We start from the raw sequence: 20,527 nt of genomic DNA, 5'->3' as shown, positions 1-20,527 counted from the left end.
GGAGACAACGATGACCGAGACCCGGACGGTACCGGCGCGGCGGATCGGCCTGCGCCTGCTCGTCATGCTCGTGGTGTTCGCCGTGGCGCTCGTGGCCTCGGCCGCGCTCAACCAGGCCGCGTCGGGGAATTTCGCCCTGGCCCTGATCTGCGGAGGCCTGACCGCGACCGGTGGCCTTCTCGTGTACCGCTGGATCGTCGGCAAGCTGGAAAAGCGCCCGGTCGACGAGGCGGCCTGGTCCACCCTGGCCCCGCAGGTCCTGCGGTGGACGGGGGCCGGCATCGCCCTGTTCGCGGTGACGATCGGGGTGATCGCGCTCTTCGGCGGGTACCGCATGGAGGGCTGGGGCTCCTTCTGGGCCATGCTCGCCACGTTGGGCACCATGGTCGGCGCGGCGGTCGCCGAGGAGCTGCTGTTCCGCGGCGCCCTGTTCCGCCTTGTCGAGGAGTGGCTCGGCACGTGGATCGCACTGGCCGTGTCGGGGGTCCTGTTCGGCGCCCTGCACCTGCTCAACCCGGGCGCGACGCTGTGGGGCGCCCTGGCGATCGCGGCGGAGGCGGGGCTGATGCTGGGCGCGGCGTACACGGCGACCCGCTCGCTGTGGGTGCCGATCGGGCTGCACCTGGGCTGGAACTTCGCCGAGTCGGGGTTGTTCGGCGCGGTGGTCTCGGGCACTTCGGGGACGCACGGTCTGCTGCGCGGGTCGGCTCCTGGGAACGCGCTGATCAGCGGGGGCTCGTTCGGGCCGGAGGGCAGCGTGCTCGCGATCGTGGTGGGCGTGGTGGTGGCGGCGCTGTTCCTGCGCCACGCATACCGGAATGGGCGGATCGTTCGCCGTGCGGCTTCGGATCGTTAGCTGGCGGCTTTTCTTCTTTCCAAATGCTCCTCCTGGACCACCGAACGGTGACCAAAGTTGTCTCCGGGACCACGCTGATACATTCCGGTCGCCCTGGCGGCCGGGGACCATCGGCCGAGGGCACATATGTGGTGACCATCGGGCGGGTGGAAAACCCCGCGCCGGACCGATGGGCACCGCAGCAGTGCACTCGGCCGATGGTTCGGCCCGCCTGTCGGCGGCCCACAGGGTTAAGTGGACCCGGCCCGACGCTGCTTACGGGGAGGTGGTCCAGACCGTTGGGGGCTGCCGGGTTCGTCGTGGTCGACGATCGGTGGTACAACTCAGGAATTTGCGGCATCTGCGATTGTTCGGTTGTCGGAGTCGGCAATTTTTAGGCCTGGTGGGACAATTGCTGTGTGGGGCAGATGTCATTGTTTGGTCGGGCGGAATTGGCTTCCATGCGCGATTGCACCAGGCGGCGGAATTACTCGCCTACGAACGAGGCGTTTCGGCGGGAGCACAAGCGGCATCGGGATTGGGGGCTTGCTCGGCGGCATGCCGAGAAGCTGCGGCGCGAAATCCTGATCCGGCTGCGGAGACGCCTGGCTTCGCTGGAACGGGAGCAGAGGGCCAGTCTCAGTGAGCCAGCATCGGTACGACCGGCGGACATCGGTGGCGGGCGGACTCAGCCGACGCGCGGGGGTGCGGTGGGGCAGCGGTCGCTACGCTGCGGGCGTGTTGCGTCTGGCTGCCCCGAGCCTCGGCGCCGCGACCCTGAGCTGGTGGCGGGAGCGCAGTGTCGTGGTGCGCGACGGGGCGTTCGGGGTCCTGCTGGCGGCGATCGCGTTCCTGCCGCCGCTGCCGCCGTACGGGACGCGGCTCGGCGAGCTGCCGCATCGGCCCATCGACGCGCTTGCCATTGTCGCCGCGCTCGCGCAGACGTTGCCGTTGGCGTGGCGGCGGAGGTGGCCGGCGGCGGTGCTGGCGGTGGTGGCGGCCGGCTTTGCGGTACAAGAGCTGCGGGGTTATCCGACGTTTGCCGGGGCCGGGCTGCTGGTCGCCCTGTGGAGTGCGGCGGCGCACCAGGAGCGGCACCGGGCGTGGATGACGGGGGCGACGGTCGCCGCGTATGCCGGGCTGGCGGTCGGGCTGCACGCCGCCGGGTCGGCCGCGCAACCGCAGGACTTCGTGTTGTTCTTTCTGCTCGTGGCGCTCGGGTGGGCGGCCGGGGCCCGGCTGCGGCAGTGGCGGATCGCCGAGGACGAGCGGCGCCGGGCCGCGGCCGCCGCCGCGCGGGCCGGGGAGCGGGCCCGGATCGCGCGGGAGTTGCACGACGTGATCACGCATCACGTCACCGCGATGGTCGTGCAGGCCGACGCCGCGCAGTTCGCCCCGCGGCAGGTGACCTCGAACCTGGAGGCGATCAGCGGGACCGGGCGGCGGGCGTTGCGCGAGTTGCGGGATCTGCTCGGGGTGCTCGATCCGGACCGCATCGCGCCGCGGGGGGAGCTGCCGACGCTCGCCGCGCTCGGGGATCTCGTGGCGCAGACGCGGGCGTCCGGGCAGCCCGTCGAGTTCGTCGAGGACGGACATCCCGGCGGGCTCGGGTCCGGGCGGGAACTCGCCGCGTACCGGGTCGTGCAGGAAGCGCTCACGAACGCGCTCAAGTACGCGCCCGGGCGCGCGACCACGGTTCGCCTCACGCATCAACGTGACGGCGTCCGCATCACGGTCGTGAACGAACCCGGCGACATGCCGGCGCGCGCGGTCGGGGGGTCCGGGCGGGGGCTGGACGGGCTGCGCGACCGCGTCGAGATCCTGGGCGGCGAGCTGACCGCCGGGCCCTCCCCCGACGGCGGCTTCACCGTGGCCGCCCGCATCCCGGCTGGAGACACCGCATGAGCATTCGGGTGCTCGTTTGTGACGATCAAGCGCTCGTTCGTACCGGATTCGTCACCATCCTCGACGCGCAGGCGGACCTCGACGTGGTCGGCGAGGCGAGCGACGGGCGCGCGGCCGTCGAGCTGGCGCGCCGGCTGCGGCCCGACGTGGTCGTGATGGACATCCGGATGCCGGTGCTGGACGGGATCGAGGCCACCCGCGAGCTCGCCGGGCCGGGCGTCGCCGATCCGATCCGGACGCTCGTGGTGACCACGTTCAACCTCGACGAGTACGTGTTCCAGGCCCTGCGCGCCGGCGCCAGCGGGTTCCTGCTCAAGGACGCCACCCCGCAGCAGCTGATCGCGGGCGTGCGCACGGTCGCGGCGGGGGACGCGCTGCTCGCGCCGGCGGTCACCCGGCAGCTCATCGGGCGGTTCGGCACCCGGGTGCGGCCCGCCGACCCCGCGGCCGCGGCCGGGCAGGTGCTCGCGCCGCGGGAGCTGGAGGTGCTGCGGCTGATCGCGACCGGGCTGTCCAACGCCGAGATCGCCGCGACGCTCGTGATCAGTGCCGAGACCGTCAAGACGTACGTGTCTCGGATCCTGACGAAGCTCGATCTGCGCGACCGGGTGCAGGCGGTGGTGTACGCGTACCGGAACGGGCTGGCCGATCCCACGCAATGACGCGCGCGAATTTCAACGGCGTCGAACCCTATCATCACCCTCTATCTCGAAATGCTTACATGAATCGATGTCATTTGCTTCCGTACCGTCGCTGAAGCCTTTGCGGCGCCGCTAAAGTCCGAGCCATCGACCGACGCGGTGCCCGAAGGGAGGTCGACCATGAAGTCCGTTCGCACCCTCTGAGAATCCGTGGTATCGGGCCGGCGGCGAGCGCAAGGCGCCGCCGGCACCGACCGTTTCGAAGGAGCCGGCAAATGCGTCGCAGCACCGTGGCATTCGCGGGTGAGGGGTCCGGGACCGGCGAGCTGACGTGGGGGCAGTTCGCGGCCTGGCGCTCGATGCAGGTGGTGCAGGCGGTCGAGTGGGCGGGCGGCACGATGCCCCTCGAGCCGGGTACGACCGTCGACGGCATCGCGACGCTGCTCGGGTTCATCATGAGCCGGCACCAGTCGCTGCGCACCCGGCTGCGGTTCGAGGACGGTTCACCCTTCCAGGACCTCGCGGCCGCCGGCGAGATCGTGCTCGAAGTGTACGAAGCGAGCACCGATCCGAGCGCGATTCGCGCACAGTACGAGTCCGCGCCCTGGGATCCGGTGACCGACTGGCCGGTGCGCATGGCGGTGATCGCCGACGGCGAGCGGGCGCTGCACCTGGTCGCGCTCTACTGCCACATGGTCATCGACGGGTACGGGTTCGAGGCCCTCGTCGCCGACCTGGCCAACCTCGGCACCGACGCCCCCGTCGAGGGCATTCAGCCGCTCGAGCTCGCGCGGGCGCAGCAGGGGCGGTCGGCGCGGCGGCAGCACGATGCGTCGCTGCGGTACTGGGAGCGCCACCTGCGCGCCATCGAGCCCCGCCGCTTCCCGCAGGCCCTGGCGCCGCAGCCGGAGCGCTGGCAGGAGGCGACGCTGGTCAGCCCGGCCACCGATCGCGCCGTGCACATCGTTGCCGAACGCGCGAAGGTGCACAGCGGGACCGTGCTGCTGGCCGCGTACGCGGTGGTGCTCGCCCGCCTCTCCGGCCAGCCCGTCGGCGCGTTCCGGATCGTGGTGAGCAACCGCTTCCGGCCCGGGTTCGCCGCCTCGGTGAGCAATCTCGCGCAGGCCGGACTGGCCGTGTTCGACGCGGGCGACGGAACTGAACAGTTCGACGATGTCGTCGCGCGCGCCTGGAGTGCGCAACTGGCGGCCGGCATGCACGCGTACTACCACCCGCGCGACCTGTGGGCCCTCGTCGACCGGGTCGGCACCGAGCGCGGCGTGGACCTGGACACCATGTGCTACTTCAACGACCGTCGCCGATCCGCCGCGCAGGCGCCGAGCGACGCGACAGGACCGGGCACGCTGCGGTGGGGGCCGAGCTCCAACGAGTACGACGCCACCTGCTTTTTGCACGTCGACGCGGGAACCGACGGGCTGGAGCTGACGTGGCGCGTCGACACCGCCGCCGTGTCCCCGGCCATGCTCGAATCAGGGCTGCGCGGCATCGAACAGGTGATTGTGGCCGCAGCGCAGGGAACCGTCCGCGCTCCGGCGGCGTCTGCCTTGATGTGAGGATGCTGCTGATCGCCGTACTGGCGGGGGCGTTGTTGTCCGGATGCATGCTGCCCGCCGGACCCGTGCAGTCCGGCGGGGGTGCGGCGGCGCCGTTGCGCGGATTCGCCGTCGGGGTCGACGAGGCGCTCGCCCCGCGCGTGCCGTCGGTGCACCTGCGGGTGTGCGGCGGCTGGGGCTGCGACGAGCTCGACGTGCCGCTGATGATCTCCGGGCGGATGAGCCCGATCCCGTGCACGTCCGACACGTGCGGGGCGGTGCAGATCCCGTCGTCCGGGCCGGGGTACGGGTACGCGCCGGTGCCGAAGCTCACGATGGACGCGGTGACCGTGACGGTGACGGCTCCGCTGGTGAGCGACGCGCCCGTCACCGTGCGGCCGACCGGCGTGTGTCCCGGCACCGCGAGCGGCTGCGCGGACCCCACCCCGCAGGGTGAGATCCGCATCGCCGCCGACGGGACGGTCAGCCAGTCCCGCTAGCGGGTGGCCGCCTCGATCGCGGCGCGAACGCTCGCGGCGTCGGTCCTGCCCTCGCGGTACGGGCTGACGTACACCGGCGTGTCGCGCTCGGCGCGCCAGCTGTCGGCGAGGGTGCCGCCGTCGACGGCGTCGTAGCCGATCCCGTCGAGGAACGCCCGGGCCTCCTGCTTGGCCTGCTCGTCGTCGCCGAAGATGGGCAGCGCGGCGCGATCGTCGGCGCCGGCCGGGCGGGCGAGGTCGTGCAGGTTCTGGTACCAGATGTTGTTGAAGCCCTTGACCACCCTGGCCCCGGTCAGGTGCTCCTGCAGCAGCCCGCTCGTGGTCGCGGAGCCGTTGTCGAGCTCGGCGACCCGCCCGTCGCGGTCCGGGTAGTAGTTGTTCGTGTCGATGACCACCTTGCCGGCGAGCGGCTCGACCGGCACGGCGCGGTAGGCCTTGAGCGGCACGGTCACCACGACGATGTCACCGGCCGCGGCGGCCTCGGCCGAGGTGGCCGCGCGGGCCTTGGGGCCGAGCTCGGCGACCAGGTCGGCGAGCGTCTCGGGGCCGCGTGAGTTGCTGAGCACCACGTCGTGGCCGGCGGCGATGGCCAGGCGGGCCACGGTGCCGCCGATGTGCCCGGAGCCGATGAGTCCGATCGTTGTCATATCCCGCGCAACCCCGGGGCCCGAGCGGCCATTCCGCCGCTAAGCGAACAGTTCGGTGTGCTCGATCACCCACTCGCGGTACGTGCGCGCGGGTGCACCGGTCACCTCCTCGACCGTCGACGTGAACAGCGGCGGCGTGCGCCGCGCGCGGTCCGCGAGCACGGCGTCGACGAACGCGGCCGGCATCCAGGCGAGCATCCGCGCCCGGTCCTCCTCGACTGTGCCCTCCTCCCAGCGCAGGTCCCGCCCGATCACCTCGCCGATGACCGGGACGAGCTCGGCCGGGGTGCGGATCTCCGGCCCGGTGAGCACATAGCTCCGGCCGAGGTGCTCGTTTCCGGTCATCGCGCGCACGGCCACGGCGGCGATGTCGCGCTCGTGGATGAGCGTCGTGGGCACGTCGCCGTGCGCGCCGCGAACAACGTCCCCGGCGCGGATCTGCGGCACCCACTCCATGGTGTTCGCCGCGAACTGCGCGGGTCGCAGAAACGTCCACTCGAGGCCGGTCGCGCGGATCAGCTCCTCGATGCCGTGGTGCAGCGCGGCGACCGGGCCGTCCTCGGCGGCCGAGGACAGGAACACCACCCGGCGGGCGTGCTTCGCCTCGGCGATGGCGGCCACGACCGGCGGGGCGGCGTCGAGGGGCAGCGCGCGCCACAGCAGGAACACGGTTTCGACGCCGTCGAGCGCCGTTGCGAGGGTGTCGGGTTCGGTCAGGTCGCCGGGCACCGAGTCGATTCCTGCCGCAATGGTACGGCTAAATGCGCGCACATCCGCGCCCGCACTCCGAAGGCCCGCCACGACATGGCGCCCGACGTTGCCGGTGGCGCCGATTACGAGATTCGTCATGCGACCCACGCTAGGCAGCCGGGCTATCTTCTGGATAGCTCATACCTCGGGGTAAGCTCAGGTCGTGACGGTAGGGTTCGAGGCCGGCCCGGCTGCCGACGGGTTCCCGGGTGACGTATTCAACAGCGCCTGTCCGGGGCGCGCGGTGTTCGACCACGTGACGAGCCGCTGGGGCATGCTCATCCTGGCCACGCTGCACGACGGCCCGCTGCGCTTCTTCGAGCTGCGCGACCGGATCGGCGGCATCACCGAGAAGATGCTGTCGCAGACCCTGCGCACGCTGGTCCGCGACGGCCTGATCGGCCGCGAGGTGCGGGCGACGGCGCCGCCGAGCGTGACGTACCGGCTGACGCCTTTGGGGCACGGCCTGGCCGAGCGGCTGCTGGTGATCGTCGGCTGGATCCGCGGCAATGTGGACGAGATCCTGGAAGCGCAGGCCCGCCACGACGCCGGCCCGGCTTAGACGGGCAGCGAGCCGTCGTGGCGCAGGCCCGCCACGACGGCGGCCCCGCTTAGACGGGCAGCAGGCCGTTTCTCGCCATGAACGCGCGCAGCGTCTCATCCTGGTCGGGCGACATCAGGCTGCGCGGGATGACCGTGGCCGGGATGCGCCCGACGTAGACGATCCAAAACTCCGGCGTCTCCGCGACCCGGGACACGCCGTCCCAGGCGATGCCGCCCTCTTCGGTGCCGCTGCGCATGTTGATGTTGTCGTCGGTGATGTCGTACGCGCCCTCGACCGCGTACTTGTCCGACCGGCGCTTGGCCTTGAACCGGACCCACGGCGCGTACAGCATGGACAGGCCGCCGCCGATGATCAGCGCGTAGTACAGCTGCTCGAGCTGCGTGCCGAAGTTCGCCACCCGCGACGCGGCCAGCCCGACGACCCCGAGCGCGAGCAGCACGGCGCCGATGTTCGTGAACTTGCGCAACCGCGCGGCACTGAGCACGGCGGCCACGCGGCCCGGGTAGCCGGGGTCGGCCGGCACGTCGAATCGGATCTGCACCCCCGCACGATAGTGCGCTACCGCGCCGCTACGGAAAACCTACCGCGCGTGATTCGGCCCGGTCGATCCGTTGATCTCGCGCTCGGGGCGCCTCTACGCTTCCGATGACCGCCGGCCCGGGCGGTTTCCAGGGACTCGCCGCGCTCCACCGCGGCGGGTCCCTTTGTATCGCATGGTTGCCTTTTATCGCTTGGTTGCTACAACTCCGACAATGCCCAGGTCCTTGCTCACGGGCCGCGGCGCGTCGGGATCGTCGGGATGCCAGTCGGCGACGGGCACGATGCCCGGCTCGACAAGCTCCAAGCCGCGGAGGTACTCCCCCAGCCTCGCCCGCGGCCGCGCCCGCACATCGGTCCCCCGGGCGGCGAACATCCGCTCGTACGCCGCGATCCCGTCCGCGTCGCTGAAGTCCATCGTCCCGTGGCTGAGCACCACGTAGCTCCCCGGCGCGAGCGCCCCGACGAGCGTGCGCACAATGTGCTCGACCTGCGCATCATCGTGCACGAAATGCAGCAGCGCGACGAGCAGCAGCCCGACCGGCTCGTTGAGGTCGATCGTCTCGGCCAGCTCCCTGCGCCCCAGGATCACCTCGGGCTCGCGCACATCGGCCTCGATGTAGCTGGTACGCCCACGCGAATCCCCGACCAGCAGCGCCTGCGCGTGCATCATCACGATCGGGTCGTTGTCGACGTACACCACCCTGGCCTCAGGCGCCACACCCTGCGCGACCTCATGCGCGTTCCCGGGCGCCGGCAGCCCGGTCCCGATGTCGAGGAACTGCCGCACACCGGCCTCGGCGACATGGCGCACCGCCCGCCGCAGAAACGCCCGGTTGGCCCGGGCCAGCTCCACCACCGCCGGAAACGCCTTGGCGATCGCGTCCCCCGACTCCCGATCGGCGGCGAAATGGTCCTTCCCGCCGAGCCAGTAGCTGTACCGCCGCGCTGGGTGCGGCACCGACGTGTCGATCCGGGTGCTGTCCATCACCATGGAAGTTAATGGATCGACCCTTTTGCTGGCTATACTCAACGTGACGCCGCGCTGGCGGCCGTTCCCGGACGAGTGGAGTCGTACCCGGCCTGACAAGACGACCACACGATTGGCTCGGTGTGTTCGTCATGGCCTGGATCGTCCTCGTCATCTCTGGTCTGTTCGAGTCCGTGTGGGCGATCGCCCTCAGCCGCACCGCGGGCTTCACCCGCCCCGTCCCCACCGCCGTGTTCGCCGCGGGCCTGGTGATCAGCATGGCCGGCCTCGGCTACGCACTGCGCTCCATCCCGATCGGCACGGGCTACGCGGTCTGGGTCGGCATCGGCGCCGTCGGCACGGCCCTGGCCGGCATGCTCTTCCTCGGCGAGTCGGCCACCGTGATGCGCCTGCTCTGCCTCCTCCTCGTGGTAGCCGGCGTCATCGGCCTGAAGGTCTTCCACTAGTAACCACCGTGCGTAGTTGAGTACCGCACATTCCGTGCCGGCCAACCACGATCGAGGTATCGCGCCTCGACTTCGTGGAGTTGACATGAGCAGCCGCGTCCGGACCGGCCTGGCCATCACCACCGTCTGCGCGGCGGCGGTCGCTTGTGCGCTCGCCTCGCCATTCGCACTCGCGATGGCGAGGCGATGGCCCAACGTCGAGTGGGCGGACCTGGCGGACGTCGGCCAGGCCTACGGCGCCGCGTCCGCCGCGTTCAGCGCCCTGGCCGTCGCCGGCGTGGCGGCCGGACTGATCTTCCAGGGACGGCAACTCCGGCTCGCCCAGATCCAGGCGGCAAAGGACTTCCAGACGGCCGCGCGCGCCCTGCGGTACTGGTTCTCCGCGCGACGCGGACGGACGTACTGGGCGACCGCCGGGGATGACTGGAGCGCGTCCGACAACGCGACGACGCGGCGCCTCGTGATCATCGCCGCCCGGGAGTACTCGCGCGCAACGGCGTCGGGCCCGATTCCGCCGCGCGAATCGGCCGTTCTCCCGCTCCAGGGGAGGCCGCCGCACATGCCGGCTTCGCGACGCGGCGCCGCGGCGGTCTCGGCGCTCGTCGTGGGGGCTGCCGCCGTGGGCTGGCTGCTCGGGCGGCGCCGCTGAAACGTCGGGCTTGACCTTGACCCTGGGGGAACCCTCGACGATCTGGGGCATGAGTGAGATGACGCAAGTTCGTGAGCGGGTTGTGCGGTTCTGCCAGGAGACGGGCGTGCCCGGGTTCCTCGTCGGGGTGTACCGGAGCGGAAAAACCGACGTGTTCGCGCACGGGGTGGCCAATGTGAACACCGGGGCGCCGATGCGCGAGGACACCGGGTTTCTGTTCGGGTCGATCACCAAGGTGATGACCACGATGCTCGTGTTGCAGCAGGTCGAGCAAAAGAAGATCGACCTCGACGCGCCCGTGGTGCGGTATCTGCCCGAGTTCCGGCTCGCCGAGGACGGGGCGGCCGGGAGGATCACGGTGCGGCAGCTGCTCACGCACACCAGTGGGATCGATGCCGACCTGTACTTCCCGGCCGGCTGCGGGCCCCGCGCGCTGCAGGAGTACATGGCCGGGATGGCGCGGCAGTGCGGGACGTTGTTCGAGCCGGGGCGGTACGTCAGCTACTCCAACGGCGGCATGATCGTGGCCGGGCGGCTGCTCGAGGTCGTCACCGGGCGGCCGTACCTGGAACTGCTGCAGAGCGAGGTGTTCGCGCGACACGGGATGGCGCATGCGAGCACTTCCGCGGAGGAGGCGGTGCTGCGCAGTACCGCCATCGGGCACTTCAACGGCCGGCCGACCGGCATGTTCAAGCTGCCGGACACGTGGGGGCCCGCCGGGGCGAGTGCGATCGGGACCGTCGGGGATCTGCTCGCGCTCGGGCGGGTGCACCTCGGCGGCGACAATCCGATGGCGGTGCCGCAGCACGACATGGGGGTGGCCAACGTGCCGCCGGTCGGGATGGGGTGGTTGCTCGAGGAGTTCGGCGGGGCGAAGGTGCTGTCGATGTCGGGAGCCTCGCCCGGTGGGGTGGCGGTGCTCGCGGTCGTGCCGGAGCGGGACCTCGTCATCGCGGCGTACGGCAACGATCCCGCCGCCTTCGCGCTGCACAACGAGCTCGTGCCGGCGCTCGTCGGGCCCGCGGCACCGCCCGTGCTCGCCGCACCGGATGAGGACCTGCGCCGGTACGCCGGGACCTATCGCTCGCAGCAGCTGCGCGTGGACGTCAGCGTCGTCGGGGACGAGCTGGAGGAGCGGGTCACCTACGAGCCGGCCGACGCCGGCCAGGAGGCGATCTTCACCGCGTTCGCCGGCGGTACCGTCACCGGGCCCCCGCAGCGCTACGCCCACATCGGCGCCGGGTTGTTCGCGCCGGCCGGGTTGCCCGTCAGCGGGTACAACCGCGTCTATCTCGTGTCGTATCTGGGGGACGACGAGTCCGGCCGGGCCACGCACCGGTGCGCCGGCGGCCGGATGAACAAGCGCTCGGCCGCATGACCGGCGTGGCACGATCGGGTCATGCAGATCGACTTGACCGGGCGGACCGCGCTCGTGACCGGCTCCACTCGCGGGATCGGGGCCGCCATCGCCACCGGGCTGGCGCGGGCGGGAGCGCGGGTCGGCGTGAACGGGCGCAACGAGCAGTCCGTGGCCGAGGCGCTGGAGCGGCTCGGGGACGGGGACTTCGTCGCGGCGCCCGGGGACGTGGCGACCGACGAGGGGACGCGGGCGGTGCTCGAGGTGCTGCCCGAGGTGGACATTCTGGTGAACAACCTCGGGATCTTCGGGACCGTCGAGCCGCTCGCGATCAGCGATGACGAGTGGCGGCGGTACTTCGAGACGAACGTCCTCTCCGGCGTGCGGCTCACCCGGGCCTACCTGCCGGGGATGATGACGCGGGGGTGGGGGCGGGTGCAGTACATCGCGAGCGACTCCGCCGTCGTCATCCCGGCCGAGATGATCCACTACGGGGTGTCGAAGACGGCGCTGCTCGGGGTCGCGCGCGGGTTCGCCAAGGCGGCGGCCGGCAGCGGGGTGACCGTGAACGCGGTCATCGCCGGGCCGACGCACACCGGCGGGGTCGAGGACTTCGTGTACGAGCTCGTCGACCGCGACCTGCCGTGGGACGAGGCGCAGCACGAGTTCATGCGCAAGTACCGGCCGCAGTCGCTCCTGCAGCGGCTCATCGAACCCGAGGAGATCGCCAACCTGGTGGTGTACCTCAGCTCGACGTTCGCCTCGGCGACCACCGGCGGCGCGGTCCGGGTCGACGGCGGTTACGTCGACGCGATCCTGCCCTGAAAACGCCCCAGTTGGTCAAGATCTGTTACGAATGGCCGGGCGTCACCGATTACGTGACATGGACGCCAAACTGCCACCCCTCCGGGCCGTCATCTACCTGCGCCAGATGACGTACCTGGACCAGTGCAACGCCCACGCCGACCGGCACGGTTACGACACCGTCGACACCGTGCACGATCCCGACGGAGTCCTGCTGCAGGAGCTGCTCAACCGGGCCCTGGGCGGCGAGCTCGACGTCATCGTCAGCTGGGACTACGCGAGTCTCCCGCACGACACCGTCCCCCGTATCGAGCTCGTCGCCCACGCCGGAAAGGGCTCGCCACGCGGCGAGCCCTGCCTCCCTTAGCGAACTACCGCTGCGGCTTGTAGGTAGCCGCCGAGAAGTCCGCGGGCAGCCCGCCGCCGGTCAGGTCCTGGGCCCACAGGCCGAAGAACGCGCCGGTGAAGCCCCACGCGCGGGCCGTCTCGCCGTCGAACTCGCGGGCGTACTCGTCCGAGAGGATCGACGCGTCGAACGGGCCCCACTCGGTCTCGCCGCACGAGGCGCGCAACACGCCGCCGTCCAGGTCGAGCCGCAGCCGCACCGCCCCCGCCACCGGTACCGCCGGACCGTGCAACTGCAACCGCCCGCGATCGCTGGACAGCACGTCCACCACCGCGCCCCGCTGCTCGTCGAAGCCGACGCGCAGGAAGTACCAGTTGCGGCTGTTGTAGTACGCGGTGATCCCGGCCATGTGCTGGAAGTGGGCCGGGCGGAACTCGACCGTCGCCTCGAAGGTGGCGCGGGCGTGCTGGACCCGCCGGGCCACGAGGCTCTCGCCGGCCAGTGCGCCGGCCGAGCGGCCGCCGTGGATGCGCAGGTGGCCGGGGCGGGCCTCGGTGCTCACCCAGTCGCGGGCGGCCGGGCGGCGCAGGGTCGCCCAGTGCACCCCGAGTTCCGCGGTACCGAAGTCGTCGGTCTCGGGCTCGTCCGGCCACGGGTGGGCGGGGAGCTGCGGGGCCGGAACCTCGTCGTGCGGTACACCACCGTCGATCCGCGGCCATCCCGCCTCGGTCCACGTGACGCGCTGGATCGCCGTCTCGCGGCCGAGCACGCAGCGGCCGCGGGGGCTCAGCGGCCGGCCGGTGAGGTGGGCGAAGAACCACTCGCCGGCCGGGGTGTCCACGAGGCTGCCGTGGCCGGCCTTCTGCAGCTGCAGGTCGGGCCGGTGCACCGAGGTGAGCAGCGGCGCGCCCAGGTCGGTCTCGTAGGGGCCGAGCACGTCGCGGGAGCGGGCCACCGTCGCCTGGTGGAACCACTCGGTGCCGCCCTCGGCGGTGACGAGGTAGTACCAGCCGTCGCGCCGGTACAGGTGCGGGCCCTCGGTCATGCCCGCCGGCGTGCCCGTGTAGATGGTGACGGGCTCGCCGACGAGCTTGCGGGCGGCGCGGTCGTACTCCTGGGCGATGATGCCGTTGGCCCACGGGTGACCGGGGCGCCAGTCGGTGCGGTTGGACAGCAGCCAGCTGCGGCCGTCCTCGGTGTCGTGGAAGAACGACGGGTCGAAGCCCTGCGCGTGCAGCGGGATCGGGTCCGACCACGGGCCCTCGATCGACGGCGCGGTGACGAGGTAGTTCGGCGTGTCCCAGAAGCCCGAGTAGGACTTCACGTCCGTGAAGACGAGGTGGAACAGGCCGTCTACATAGGACAGACACGGGGCCCAGACGCCGCCGGAGTCCGGGTTGCCGGTCATGTCCAGCAGGCGCAGGCTGTCCAGCGCGCCGCCGATCGGCCGCCAGTGCACGAGGTCCCGCGAGTGGTGCAGCCGCACGCCCGGGTACCACTCGAAGGTCGAGGTGGCGAGGTAGTAGTCCTCGCCGACCCGCAGGATGGATGGGTCGGGGTGGAATCCGGGCAGGACCGGGTTCACGATGTTCACAGTGGTGGTTCCCATCTACTTGCTACTTGCCGAAACCGGCGGCGAGCCCGCTGAGGAGGTGGCGGCGGCCGAACAGGTACAGCGCCAGAACCGGCAGGGCCGAGAGCACCACGGCGGCCATCAGACCGGGGACGTTGGTGCCGTACTGGTTCTGGAAGTTCCACAGGCCCAGCGGCAGGACCCGCTGCTCCTCGCTCTGGGTGAGCACCAGCGGGAACAGGAACCCGTTCCAGGCGCCCAGCCCGACGAAGATGCCGACGCTGGTGAGCCCCGGGCGGGCCAGCGGCAGCACGAGCCGGCCGAAGATGCGCCCGGCGGTGGCGCCGTCGACCGTCATCGCCTCGTAGAGCTCACCCGGGATGTCGCGCAGCGAGCTGGTCAGCACCACGATGGCGATCGGCAGCGAGAACGCCGCCGTCGGCAGGATGATGGCGGTCAGCGTGTCGTACATGTGCAGCCGCGTGATGATGAGGTAGATGGGCACGATCACGGCCTGCGCGGGCACGGCCAGGCCGAGCAGGAACATGTTGAACGCCGTGCGGACCGTACGGTTGGGGTTGCGCACGATCGCGTAGGCGGCCGGCAGCGCGATCGCCAGCACCAGCACCACCGTGCCGAGCGCCACCAGGATGCTGTTGAGCAGGAAGGTGGGGAAGCCCAGGCTCCACAGGCCGGTGAAGTTGTCGAGCGTCAGGTTGCGCGGCAGGTCCAGCGGGCCGGCGTCGATGTACGACTCCTGGGTGCGGAACCCGGTGATGACGATGTAGTAGATCGGCACGGCCACGATGAACAGCCAGATCGCCGCGGCGATGCCGGCCGGCCAGTTCCAGGTGCGCCGCTGCCGTACCGACGGCTCGGGAAGTCCACGATGGACGGACGGCCGTCGATCAATCAGCTGGATGCTCATGCGCCCTCCCGGTCGCTGGCCATCCGGTGGTACCCGGTGGAGCGGACGACGACGATGGACAGGGCGGTGCCGACGAGCACGAGCAGCACCGCGAGGGCGCTGGCGTAGCCCATGTCGAAGCCGACGAAGCCCTTGATGTACATGTGCAGCGGCAGCACGCGCGTGGCCGTGCCGGGGCCGCCGTTCGTCGTCAGCAGGATCATCTCGAAGTACGTCAGCGAGCCCACCAGCATCAGCACGGACGAGGCGATGATGGTGTTGCGCAGCTGGGGCAGCGTGATGGACAGGAACTGCCGCATCCCGGTCGCGCCGTCCAGCGACGCCGCCTCGTACAGCGAGCGCGGGATCTGCCGCGTCGCCGATTGGTACAGCAGCGTGTGGAACGGCACGAACTGCCACGCGATGATGAACGCGATGACGTAGAGCGCCCGGTCCGGGTCACCGAGGAAGTTGCCGTCCCCGATTTCCGCGGCCAGACCGAAGTTCGGGTCCAGCAGCGCCACGAACGTGACCGCGATGGCCGCCGTGGACAGGAGCAAGGGCAGGAAGAACAGCGTCGACAGTACTGCCCGCGAGCGCTGCGGCCCGGCCGCCCACACCCCGATGAGCAGGGCGAGCGGGGTCTGCAGCAGCCACGAGACGACCGTCAGCAGCAGGGTCTTGCCGGCCGACCCGAACAGCTCGGTGTCGTCGCCGAGCGCCGCCCAGTTCGACATGCCCGTCCAGACCGGATCGCCCAGGCCGTTCCACTTGGTGAAGCTGAGGTACACCACCGCGAGGACCGGCAGGATCCCGAACGCGGCGAAGAAGACGACCGCCGGCGCGGCCCAGATGACTCCGGGCCGCGCGGCTGCTCGTGCTGTCGTCATTTCGCCTTGGCCATGTTGGCCGCGAAGGCGTCCGGGGTGATGTCGCCCAGGAAGAGCTTCTGCAGGTTCGTCAGCAGCTCGGTGCCGACCGACGGGCTCAGCGCCTGGTCCCAGGACTGGGTGAAGGTCGGCGCCTCGGACACCAGGTTGTAGGTGAACGTGGTGAAGTCCGCGTTCGGCTTGCTCTTGAGCGAGTCGCCCACACCCTTGACCGCGGGCACCTGGCCGGCCGAGATCAGGCCGTTGATGTAGTCCTCGGACGCCAGCGACTTGACGAGGAAGTCGGCCGCCTGGTCCTTGCCCTTGGACGCCGAGTTCACCGAGTAGTAGTTGCTCGGGTTGCCCACGATCGCCTTCGGGTCGCCGGCGCCGCCCTCGTAGGCCGGGAACGGGATCACGCCGAGCTTGCCGTCGGTGATGAACGTCGGGTTGGCCTGCTGCTGCAGCGTGAAGTCCCAGGTGCCCATGAGGTGCATCGCGGCCTTGCCGGTCGCGATGAGCTTCGACGCGCCCTGGTTGTCGTAGTTGACGCTGGCGAAGTTGGAGCCGAACGCGCCCCGCTTGGCCAGGGCCTGGATCTCGGTCAGGGCCTTGATGACGGCCGGGTCGCTCCAGGCGCCCTCCTTGCCGTCCGCGATGGCCTTGAACTTGTCGGCGCCGCCGATGCGGTCGAGCATGTACTCGAGCCACATGAGCTCGGTCCAGCCCTGCGACCCGGCGAGCGCGATCGGCGTGATGCCCTTGGCCTTGAACGCGTCCACCGCGGCCAGCAGCTCGGCGTAGGTCTTCGGCGGCTGCACGCCGGCGGAGGTGAAGACGTCCTTGTTGTAGAACAGCACGACCGGCAGGACGCCCAGCATCGGCAGGCCGTACTGCTTGCCGTCGACCTTGCCCACGTCCATCACGCTCGGCAGGAACTTGTCCTTGAGCTCCGGGCTCTTGGCGAGCAGGTCGTCGAGCGGCTCGACCTGGCCGGCCTTGACGAACTGGGCGAGGTTGCCGCCGCCCCAGTTGAAGAACACGTCCGGCGCCTGCGGGGAACCCATGGCGACCTGGAGCTTCTGCTTGTACGCGTCGTTGACGTACGTGACCAGCTTGACCTTGCTGCTGTTGGCCTTGTTGTACGCGTCGATGCTCTTCGTGGTGATCGGGTTGACCGAGGCGTCCTGGATCGCCCAGACCTGGATGTCGCCGCCACCCGCGGCTGACTCGGTGCCGGGACCGGCGGAGCCGCAGGCGGCGAGCGAAACAGCGAGTCCGGCGGTGATGACTCCGCGTATCAGCGCAGCAGTGCGCATTCGCCATCTGTCCTTTCGAGAAACATTTCGAAAAAGTGGGTGTGGGGTGTACGGTGCCGATCACAAGGCACCCCCCGCCACACCGGCAATGGTTTTCGAAACTCACAGGTGGCCCATGACGGCGAACGGCAGACCCACGATGGCCGAGATAGCGCGCGAGGCGCGGGTGGCCGTCTCGACTGTTTCGAAGGTTTTGAACGGGCACACGGATGTTTCGGCGAAGACCCGCCAGGCCGTGGAGCGGCTGCTCGCCGAGCGCGGCTACCAGCGGCCGCGGGCGGCGAAGAACGGGCGGCGGCGGCGTACCGACCTGATCGACCTGGTCATCAACGAGCTTGACTCCGTCTGGGGCCTGTCGATCCTCACCGGCGTCGAGGAGGTCGTCGAGGAGGCCGGGCTGGGCCTGGTCGTCTCGGCCGTGCACAACCGGCAGTCGCTGACCCGGCGCTGGGTCGAGTCACTGCTCGCGCGCGGCTCCGAGGGCGCCATCCTCGTCCTGTCCGAGCTGGCCGAACGCCAGCACGAGGACCTGCGCCGGCGCAACCTGCCGTTCGTCATCATCGATGCCGTCAACCAGCCGCCGCCCGGCACGCCGTCGATCGGCGCGACCAACTTCGCGGGCGGCTACGCGGCGGCCGAGCACCTCGCCTCGCTGGGCCACCGGCGCATCGCGGCGATCGGCGGCCACGAGCAGTTCCAGTGCACCCGGGCGCGCATCGCGGGCTACCGCGCGGCCCTCGAGTCGGCCGGGCTCGCGGTGGATCGGCAGCTGGTGCGGTACGGAAACTTTCATCACGACGGCGGCCTGCGCGCGGCCGAGGCGCTGCTCGCGCTGCCGGACCCGCCGACCGCGGTCTTCGCCGGCAGCGACCAGCAGGCGACCGGCGTCTACGAGGCGGTCCGCCGGGCCGGGCTGACCATCCCGGGCGACGTGAGCGTGGTGGGCTTCGACGACCTGAACTTCGCGCAGTGGACGGCGCCGCCGCTCACGACCGTGCGCCAGCCGCTGCACGAAATGGGCGTCGCCGCCGCGCGCACCCTGTTGCGCATCGTCAACGGCGAGCGGATCGAGTCGCCCCGCATCGAGCTCGCAACCGAGCTGATTGTCCGCGAAAGCACCGCCCGGCCTGTCACAATACCGACGTAGGGGTGCGGTTCAGCGTTTCTTCAGGTTCCGTCTGCGACCTTGAGCGACCTACTGGCCGCACGGGGGAGGGACCGGATGGCGTCGAAAGCGCGCCGGGTGGCACTGCTGACCGGCGCGGTCGGGCTCGTGGCATGGGCCGCCGTACACCTCGGTGAGCTCGGTGCCTCGTGGTCGCAGGCGTGGCGGATGATCGCCCACCTCGGCTGGCGCTGGCCGCTGTTCCTCGGCGTCGTGTGGCTGCTCGGCCTCGTCGTGCACACCCGCGTGCTCACCGCGTCACTGCCCGGGTTGTCGCATCGCCGCGCGCTCACGCTCAACCTGTCCGGCAGCGCCGTGGCCAACGTCCTGCCGCTCGGCGGGGTGGCCGGCACCGCGCTCAACCTCGGCATGGTGCGCGGCTGGGGACACACCGGCCTGGAGTTCGCGCGCTTCGTGGTCGTGTCGAAGGCCTGGGACCTCATCGCCAAGCTGTTCATGCCGCTCATTGCCGTGGGTGTACTGCTCGTCGCGGCCACCCCCGGCGGCCACGTCCTGGTGTGGCTGCTGTGCGCTCTTGTCTGTTTCGCCGCGGGAGTGCTCGTCACGCTTGCGCTGCTCGGCCGGGCCGCCCCGCTGCTGCGCCTGGTCGCCTGGTCCGAGCGCGCGTTCTCCCGCCTGCGCCGTCGCGACGACCTCGACCTCGGCTGGACCGCCGCGGCCGCCGCGCTCCTGGACGGCACCGACAGCCTCGTCCGCCGCCGCTGGACCGAGCTCAGCTGGGGCATGGCGGGCTATTGGGCGCTGCAGGGCGCCCTGCTGTGGCTCAGTTTCAGAGCCATCCATGTGTACCTTCCGTGGCCCGTCATCCTCGCCGGCCTCGTCGCCGAGCGCCTCCTGACCCTCGCCGCCATCACCCCAGGCGGAGCGGGACTCGTGGAGGCGGGCACCATCGCGGTCCTCATCGCGCTCGGCGCCGACCCCACCGGGGCGCTGGCCGGCGTGCTCGTGTACCGCGCGTTCGTGTTCGTCGCCGAGATCCCCGTCGGCGGCCTGGCCACGGCGTTGTGGCTGTTACGCCGCCGCACCGCGTGACGTACTGGAGACTCGCACATTGCGCATCGCTCATGTGACCGACGTGTACCTCCCCCGCCTCGGTGGGGTCGAGCTCCAGGTGCACGACCTCGCCGCCCGGCAGTCCGCCCAGGGCCACGATCCGCTGGTCCTGACGACGACGGCCCAGTCCCCTACGTTGTTGGATGACGTGCCGGTCTTGCGCGTGACCGGCCTGGGCGCCGGCCCGTACCGCCGCTTCGGCGGGCGCGCGCTCGACTCCACCCTGCGCGCCCACGGCATCGAGGCGGTGCACGCCCACGTCTCGGCGTTCTCCCCGCTGGCCTGGACGGCGGCCCGCGCGGCGGCGACCAGCGGCCTGCCCACCGTCGTGTCCGTCCACTCGATGTGGCACGACATCCTCCCGGTGGTACGCCGCTTCGCCCGATTCGCCGACGCCGCCGCCTGGCCCGTGCAGTGGGCGGCGGTGTCGAGCGCGGCCGCGTCGGCCGTTCGCGCGGCCTTGGACGGTGCCCCGGTGGCCGTCCTCCCCAACGGCATCGACCCGGCCGCGTGGTTGCTGCCGGCTCCAGTTGCGGCCGATCGGCCGCTCACCTTCATCAGCGTCATGCGCATGGTACGGCGCAAGCGTCCCCGCGCACTGCTGCGCACCCTGCTCGCCTTGCGCGACGCGTACCCGGGCCGCTTCCGCGCCGTGCTCGTCGGCGACGGCCCGCTGCTGCCGGGCCTGCGCCGCGACGCCCCGCCGGAGGTGACGTTCACGGGCGCGCAGGACCGTACCACCATTCGCGCACTGCTCGCCGCGGCCGACGTGTACATCGCCCCGGCCCCGCGCGAGTCGTTCGGCATCGCGGCGCTGGAGGCGCGCAGCGCCGGCCTCCCGGTGGTGGCCCGGGCGGGCAGCGGCGTGGCCGACTTCATCCGCCACGGCGTCGAGGGCTGGCTGGTGCACTCGGACACCGAGCTGCTGGGTGTGCTGTCATCCGTACTGGACGATCCGGCCCGAGCGGCGACGATGGCCGCGCACAACCGCGCGGTCGCCCCGTGCGTGCGGTGGGACACGGTGCTGGACGCGGCGGACGCCCTGTACGCGCGCGCTTTCTCGGGCCACCGCGCGCATGCGTAAATGCACGATC

Annotated in this window: 22 protein-coding genes and 1 riboswitch; of the genes, 14 read left to right on the top strand and 8 right to left on the bottom strand. The window is 71.1% G+C overall.

What is annotated here, in order from left to right; all coding sequences use genetic code 11:
- Positions 1 to 49: 49 nt before the first annotated feature.
- The 5 genes from ACQPZ4_RS14010 to ACQPZ4_RS13990 all read left to right on the top strand — a co-directional run bounded on the left by ACQPZ4_RS14010 (position 50) and on the right by ACQPZ4_RS13990 (position 5,434).
- Positions 50 to 856 (top strand): lysostaphin resistance A-like protein, encoded by an 807-nt coding sequence (locus ACQPZ4_RS14010; protein ID WP_433066520.1) that lies wholly within the window; start codon positions 50 to 52, stop codon positions 854 to 856.
- Between the two features lie 717 nt (positions 857 to 1,573).
- A complete protein-coding gene (locus ACQPZ4_RS14005; RefSeq protein WP_433060111.1) occupies positions 1,574 to 2,740 on the top strand; it encodes a sensor histidine kinase in 1,167 nt (388 codons plus the stop codon).
- Positions 2,737 to 3,402, top strand: coding sequence for a response regulator (locus ACQPZ4_RS14000; protein WP_433060109.1), 666 nt, complete (start codon positions 2,737 to 2,739; stop codon positions 3,400 to 3,402). Before ACQPZ4_RS14005 ends, ACQPZ4_RS14000 begins: the two co-directional genes overlap by 4 nt.
- Before the next feature lie 254 nt (positions 3,403 to 3,656).
- Positions 3,657 to 4,955, top strand: a complete 1,299-nt coding sequence (locus ACQPZ4_RS13995; RefSeq protein WP_433060106.1) for a condensation domain-containing protein — start codon at positions 3,657 to 3,659, stop codon at positions 4,953 to 4,955.
- A 2-nt stretch (positions 4,956 to 4,957) separates the two neighbouring features.
- Positions 4,958 to 5,434 (top strand): hypothetical protein, encoded by a 477-nt coding sequence (locus tag ACQPZ4_RS13990; protein ID WP_433060103.1) that lies wholly within the window; start codon positions 4,958 to 4,960, stop codon positions 5,432 to 5,434.
- Here the strand turns inward: ACQPZ4_RS13990 and ACQPZ4_RS13985 are convergent.
- Together ACQPZ4_RS13985 and ACQPZ4_RS13980 are read right to left on the bottom strand one after the other, a co-directional pair.
- Positions 5,431 to 6,081 carry an NADPH-dependent F420 reductase gene (locus ACQPZ4_RS13985; RefSeq protein WP_433060100.1) on the bottom strand — a complete coding sequence of 217 codons (651 nt, stop codon included), beginning with the start codon at positions 6,079 to 6,081 and terminating at the stop codon, positions 5,431 to 5,433. The two genes, ACQPZ4_RS13990 and ACQPZ4_RS13985, sit on opposite strands and share 4 nt — an antisense overlap.
- A gap of 39 nt (positions 6,082 to 6,120) precedes the next feature.
- Positions 6,121 to 6,930, bottom strand: a complete 810-nt coding sequence (locus ACQPZ4_RS13980) for an SDR family oxidoreductase (RefSeq protein ID WP_433060097.1) — start codon at positions 6,928 to 6,930, stop codon at positions 6,121 to 6,123.
- Positions 6,931 to 6,994: 64 nt separating this feature from the next.
- On the opposite strand from ACQPZ4_RS13980, the gene ACQPZ4_RS13975 reads away from it, so the two are divergent.
- The gene (locus tag ACQPZ4_RS13975) at positions 6,995 to 7,393 is read left to right on the top strand and encodes a winged helix-turn-helix transcriptional regulator (protein ID WP_433060094.1); all 399 of its coding nucleotides are present in this window, start codon (positions 6,995 to 6,997) and stop codon (positions 7,391 to 7,393) included.
- Between the two features lie 49 nt (positions 7,394 to 7,442).
- Here the strand turns inward: ACQPZ4_RS13975 and ACQPZ4_RS13970 are convergent, their stop codons facing one another.
- Together ACQPZ4_RS13970 and ACQPZ4_RS13965 are read right to left on the bottom strand one after the other, a co-directional pair.
- The gene (locus ACQPZ4_RS13970; protein WP_433060091.1) at positions 7,443 to 7,937 is read right to left on the bottom strand and encodes a YcxB family protein; all 495 of its coding nucleotides are present in this window, start codon (positions 7,935 to 7,937) and stop codon (positions 7,443 to 7,445) included.
- A gap of 183 nt (positions 7,938 to 8,120) precedes the next feature.
- Positions 8,121 to 8,921, bottom strand: a complete 801-nt coding sequence (locus ACQPZ4_RS13965; RefSeq protein ID WP_433060088.1) for an SAM-dependent methyltransferase — start codon at positions 8,919 to 8,921, stop codon at positions 8,121 to 8,123.
- Positions 8,922 to 8,967: 46 nt separating this feature from the next.
- A riboswitch (guanidine-III (ykkC-III) riboswitch) is annotated at positions 8,968 to 9,033 on the top strand.
- Positions 9,034 to 9,055: 22 nt separating this feature from the next.
- Between ACQPZ4_RS13965 and ACQPZ4_RS13960 the strand changes: the two genes are divergently transcribed.
- The 5 genes from ACQPZ4_RS13960 (at position 9,056) to ACQPZ4_RS13940 (ending at position 12,547) form a co-directional block, all read left to right on the top strand.
- Entirely contained in the window at positions 9,056 to 9,370 is a 315-nt protein-coding gene (locus tag ACQPZ4_RS13960; RefSeq protein WP_433060085.1) for a DMT family transporter, read from the top strand.
- 85 nt (positions 9,371 to 9,455) lie between these two features.
- The gene (locus ACQPZ4_RS13955) at positions 9,456 to 10,019 is read left to right on the top strand and encodes a DUF6082 family protein (protein ID WP_433060082.1); all 564 of its coding nucleotides are present in this window, start codon (positions 9,456 to 9,458) and stop codon (positions 10,017 to 10,019) included.
- A gap of 49 nt (positions 10,020 to 10,068) precedes the next feature.
- Entirely contained in the window at positions 10,069 to 11,397 is a 1,329-nt protein-coding gene (locus ACQPZ4_RS13950; RefSeq protein ID WP_433060079.1) for a serine hydrolase domain-containing protein, read from the top strand.
- 21 nt (positions 11,398 to 11,418) lie between these two features.
- Positions 11,419 to 12,201 carry an SDR family NAD(P)-dependent oxidoreductase gene (locus ACQPZ4_RS13945; protein ID WP_433060076.1) on the top strand — a complete coding sequence of 261 codons (783 nt, stop codon included), beginning with the start codon at positions 11,419 to 11,421 and terminating at the stop codon, positions 12,199 to 12,201.
- 58 nt (positions 12,202 to 12,259) lie between these two features.
- The gene (locus ACQPZ4_RS13940) at positions 12,260 to 12,547 is read left to right on the top strand and encodes a hypothetical protein (RefSeq protein WP_433060074.1); all 288 of its coding nucleotides are present in this window, start codon (positions 12,260 to 12,262) and stop codon (positions 12,545 to 12,547) included.
- A 4-nt stretch (positions 12,548 to 12,551) separates the two neighbouring features.
- On the opposite strand, the gene ACQPZ4_RS13935 is transcribed toward ACQPZ4_RS13940, so the two are convergent.
- The 4 genes from ACQPZ4_RS13935 to ACQPZ4_RS13920 are packed head-to-tail and all read right to left on the bottom strand — an operon-like array spanning position 12,552 to position 17,194.
- On the bottom strand, positions 12,552 to 14,135 hold the full coding sequence (locus tag ACQPZ4_RS13935) for a glycoside hydrolase family 43 protein (RefSeq protein ID WP_433060071.1): 1,584 nt from the start codon (positions 14,133 to 14,135) through the stop codon (positions 12,552 to 12,554).
- 7 nt (positions 14,136 to 14,142) lie between these two features.
- The gene (locus ACQPZ4_RS13930; RefSeq protein WP_433060068.1) at positions 14,143 to 15,027 is read right to left on the bottom strand and encodes a carbohydrate ABC transporter permease; all 885 of its coding nucleotides are present in this window, start codon (positions 15,025 to 15,027) and stop codon (positions 14,143 to 14,145) included.
- Positions 15,024 to 15,896: a carbohydrate ABC transporter permease gene (locus tag ACQPZ4_RS13925; RefSeq protein ID WP_433060065.1), complete on the bottom strand. Its 873-nt coding sequence runs from the start codon at positions 15,894 to 15,896 to the stop codon at positions 15,024 to 15,026. The genes ACQPZ4_RS13930 and ACQPZ4_RS13925 overlap by 4 nt, the downstream gene beginning before the upstream one ends.
- Positions 15,893 to 17,194, bottom strand: a complete 1,302-nt coding sequence (locus tag ACQPZ4_RS13920; RefSeq protein ID WP_433060062.1) for an ABC transporter substrate-binding protein — start codon at positions 17,192 to 17,194, stop codon at positions 15,893 to 15,895. The genes ACQPZ4_RS13925 and ACQPZ4_RS13920 overlap by 4 nt, the downstream gene beginning before the upstream one ends.
- Before the next feature lie 115 nt (positions 17,195 to 17,309).
- Here ACQPZ4_RS13920 and ACQPZ4_RS13915 point away from each other — a divergent pair, with 115 nt between their 5' ends.
- The 3 genes from ACQPZ4_RS13915 (at position 17,310) to ACQPZ4_RS13905 (ending at position 20,517) form a co-directional block, all read left to right on the top strand.
- On the top strand, positions 17,310 to 18,341 hold the full coding sequence (locus ACQPZ4_RS13915; RefSeq protein ID WP_433060060.1) for a LacI family DNA-binding transcriptional regulator: 1,032 nt from the start codon (positions 17,310 to 17,312) through the stop codon (positions 18,339 to 18,341).
- 75 nt (positions 18,342 to 18,416) lie between these two features.
- Positions 18,417 to 19,412, top strand: a complete 996-nt coding sequence (locus tag ACQPZ4_RS13910; protein ID WP_433060057.1) for a lysylphosphatidylglycerol synthase transmembrane domain-containing protein — start codon at positions 18,417 to 18,419, stop codon at positions 19,410 to 19,412.
- 19 nt (positions 19,413 to 19,431) lie between these two features.
- The gene (locus tag ACQPZ4_RS13905; protein ID WP_433060054.1) at positions 19,432 to 20,517 is read left to right on the top strand and encodes a glycosyltransferase family 4 protein; all 1,086 of its coding nucleotides are present in this window, start codon (positions 19,432 to 19,434) and stop codon (positions 20,515 to 20,517) included.
- Positions 20,518 to 20,527 lie beyond the last annotated feature (10 nt).

The organism is Dactylosporangium sp. CS-033363, assembly GCF_050942475.1.
Lineage (GTDB): Bacteria > Actinomycetota > Actinomycetes > Mycobacteriales > Micromonosporaceae > Dactylosporangium.
This window is presented reverse-complemented; position numbering and strand designations above follow the sequence as displayed.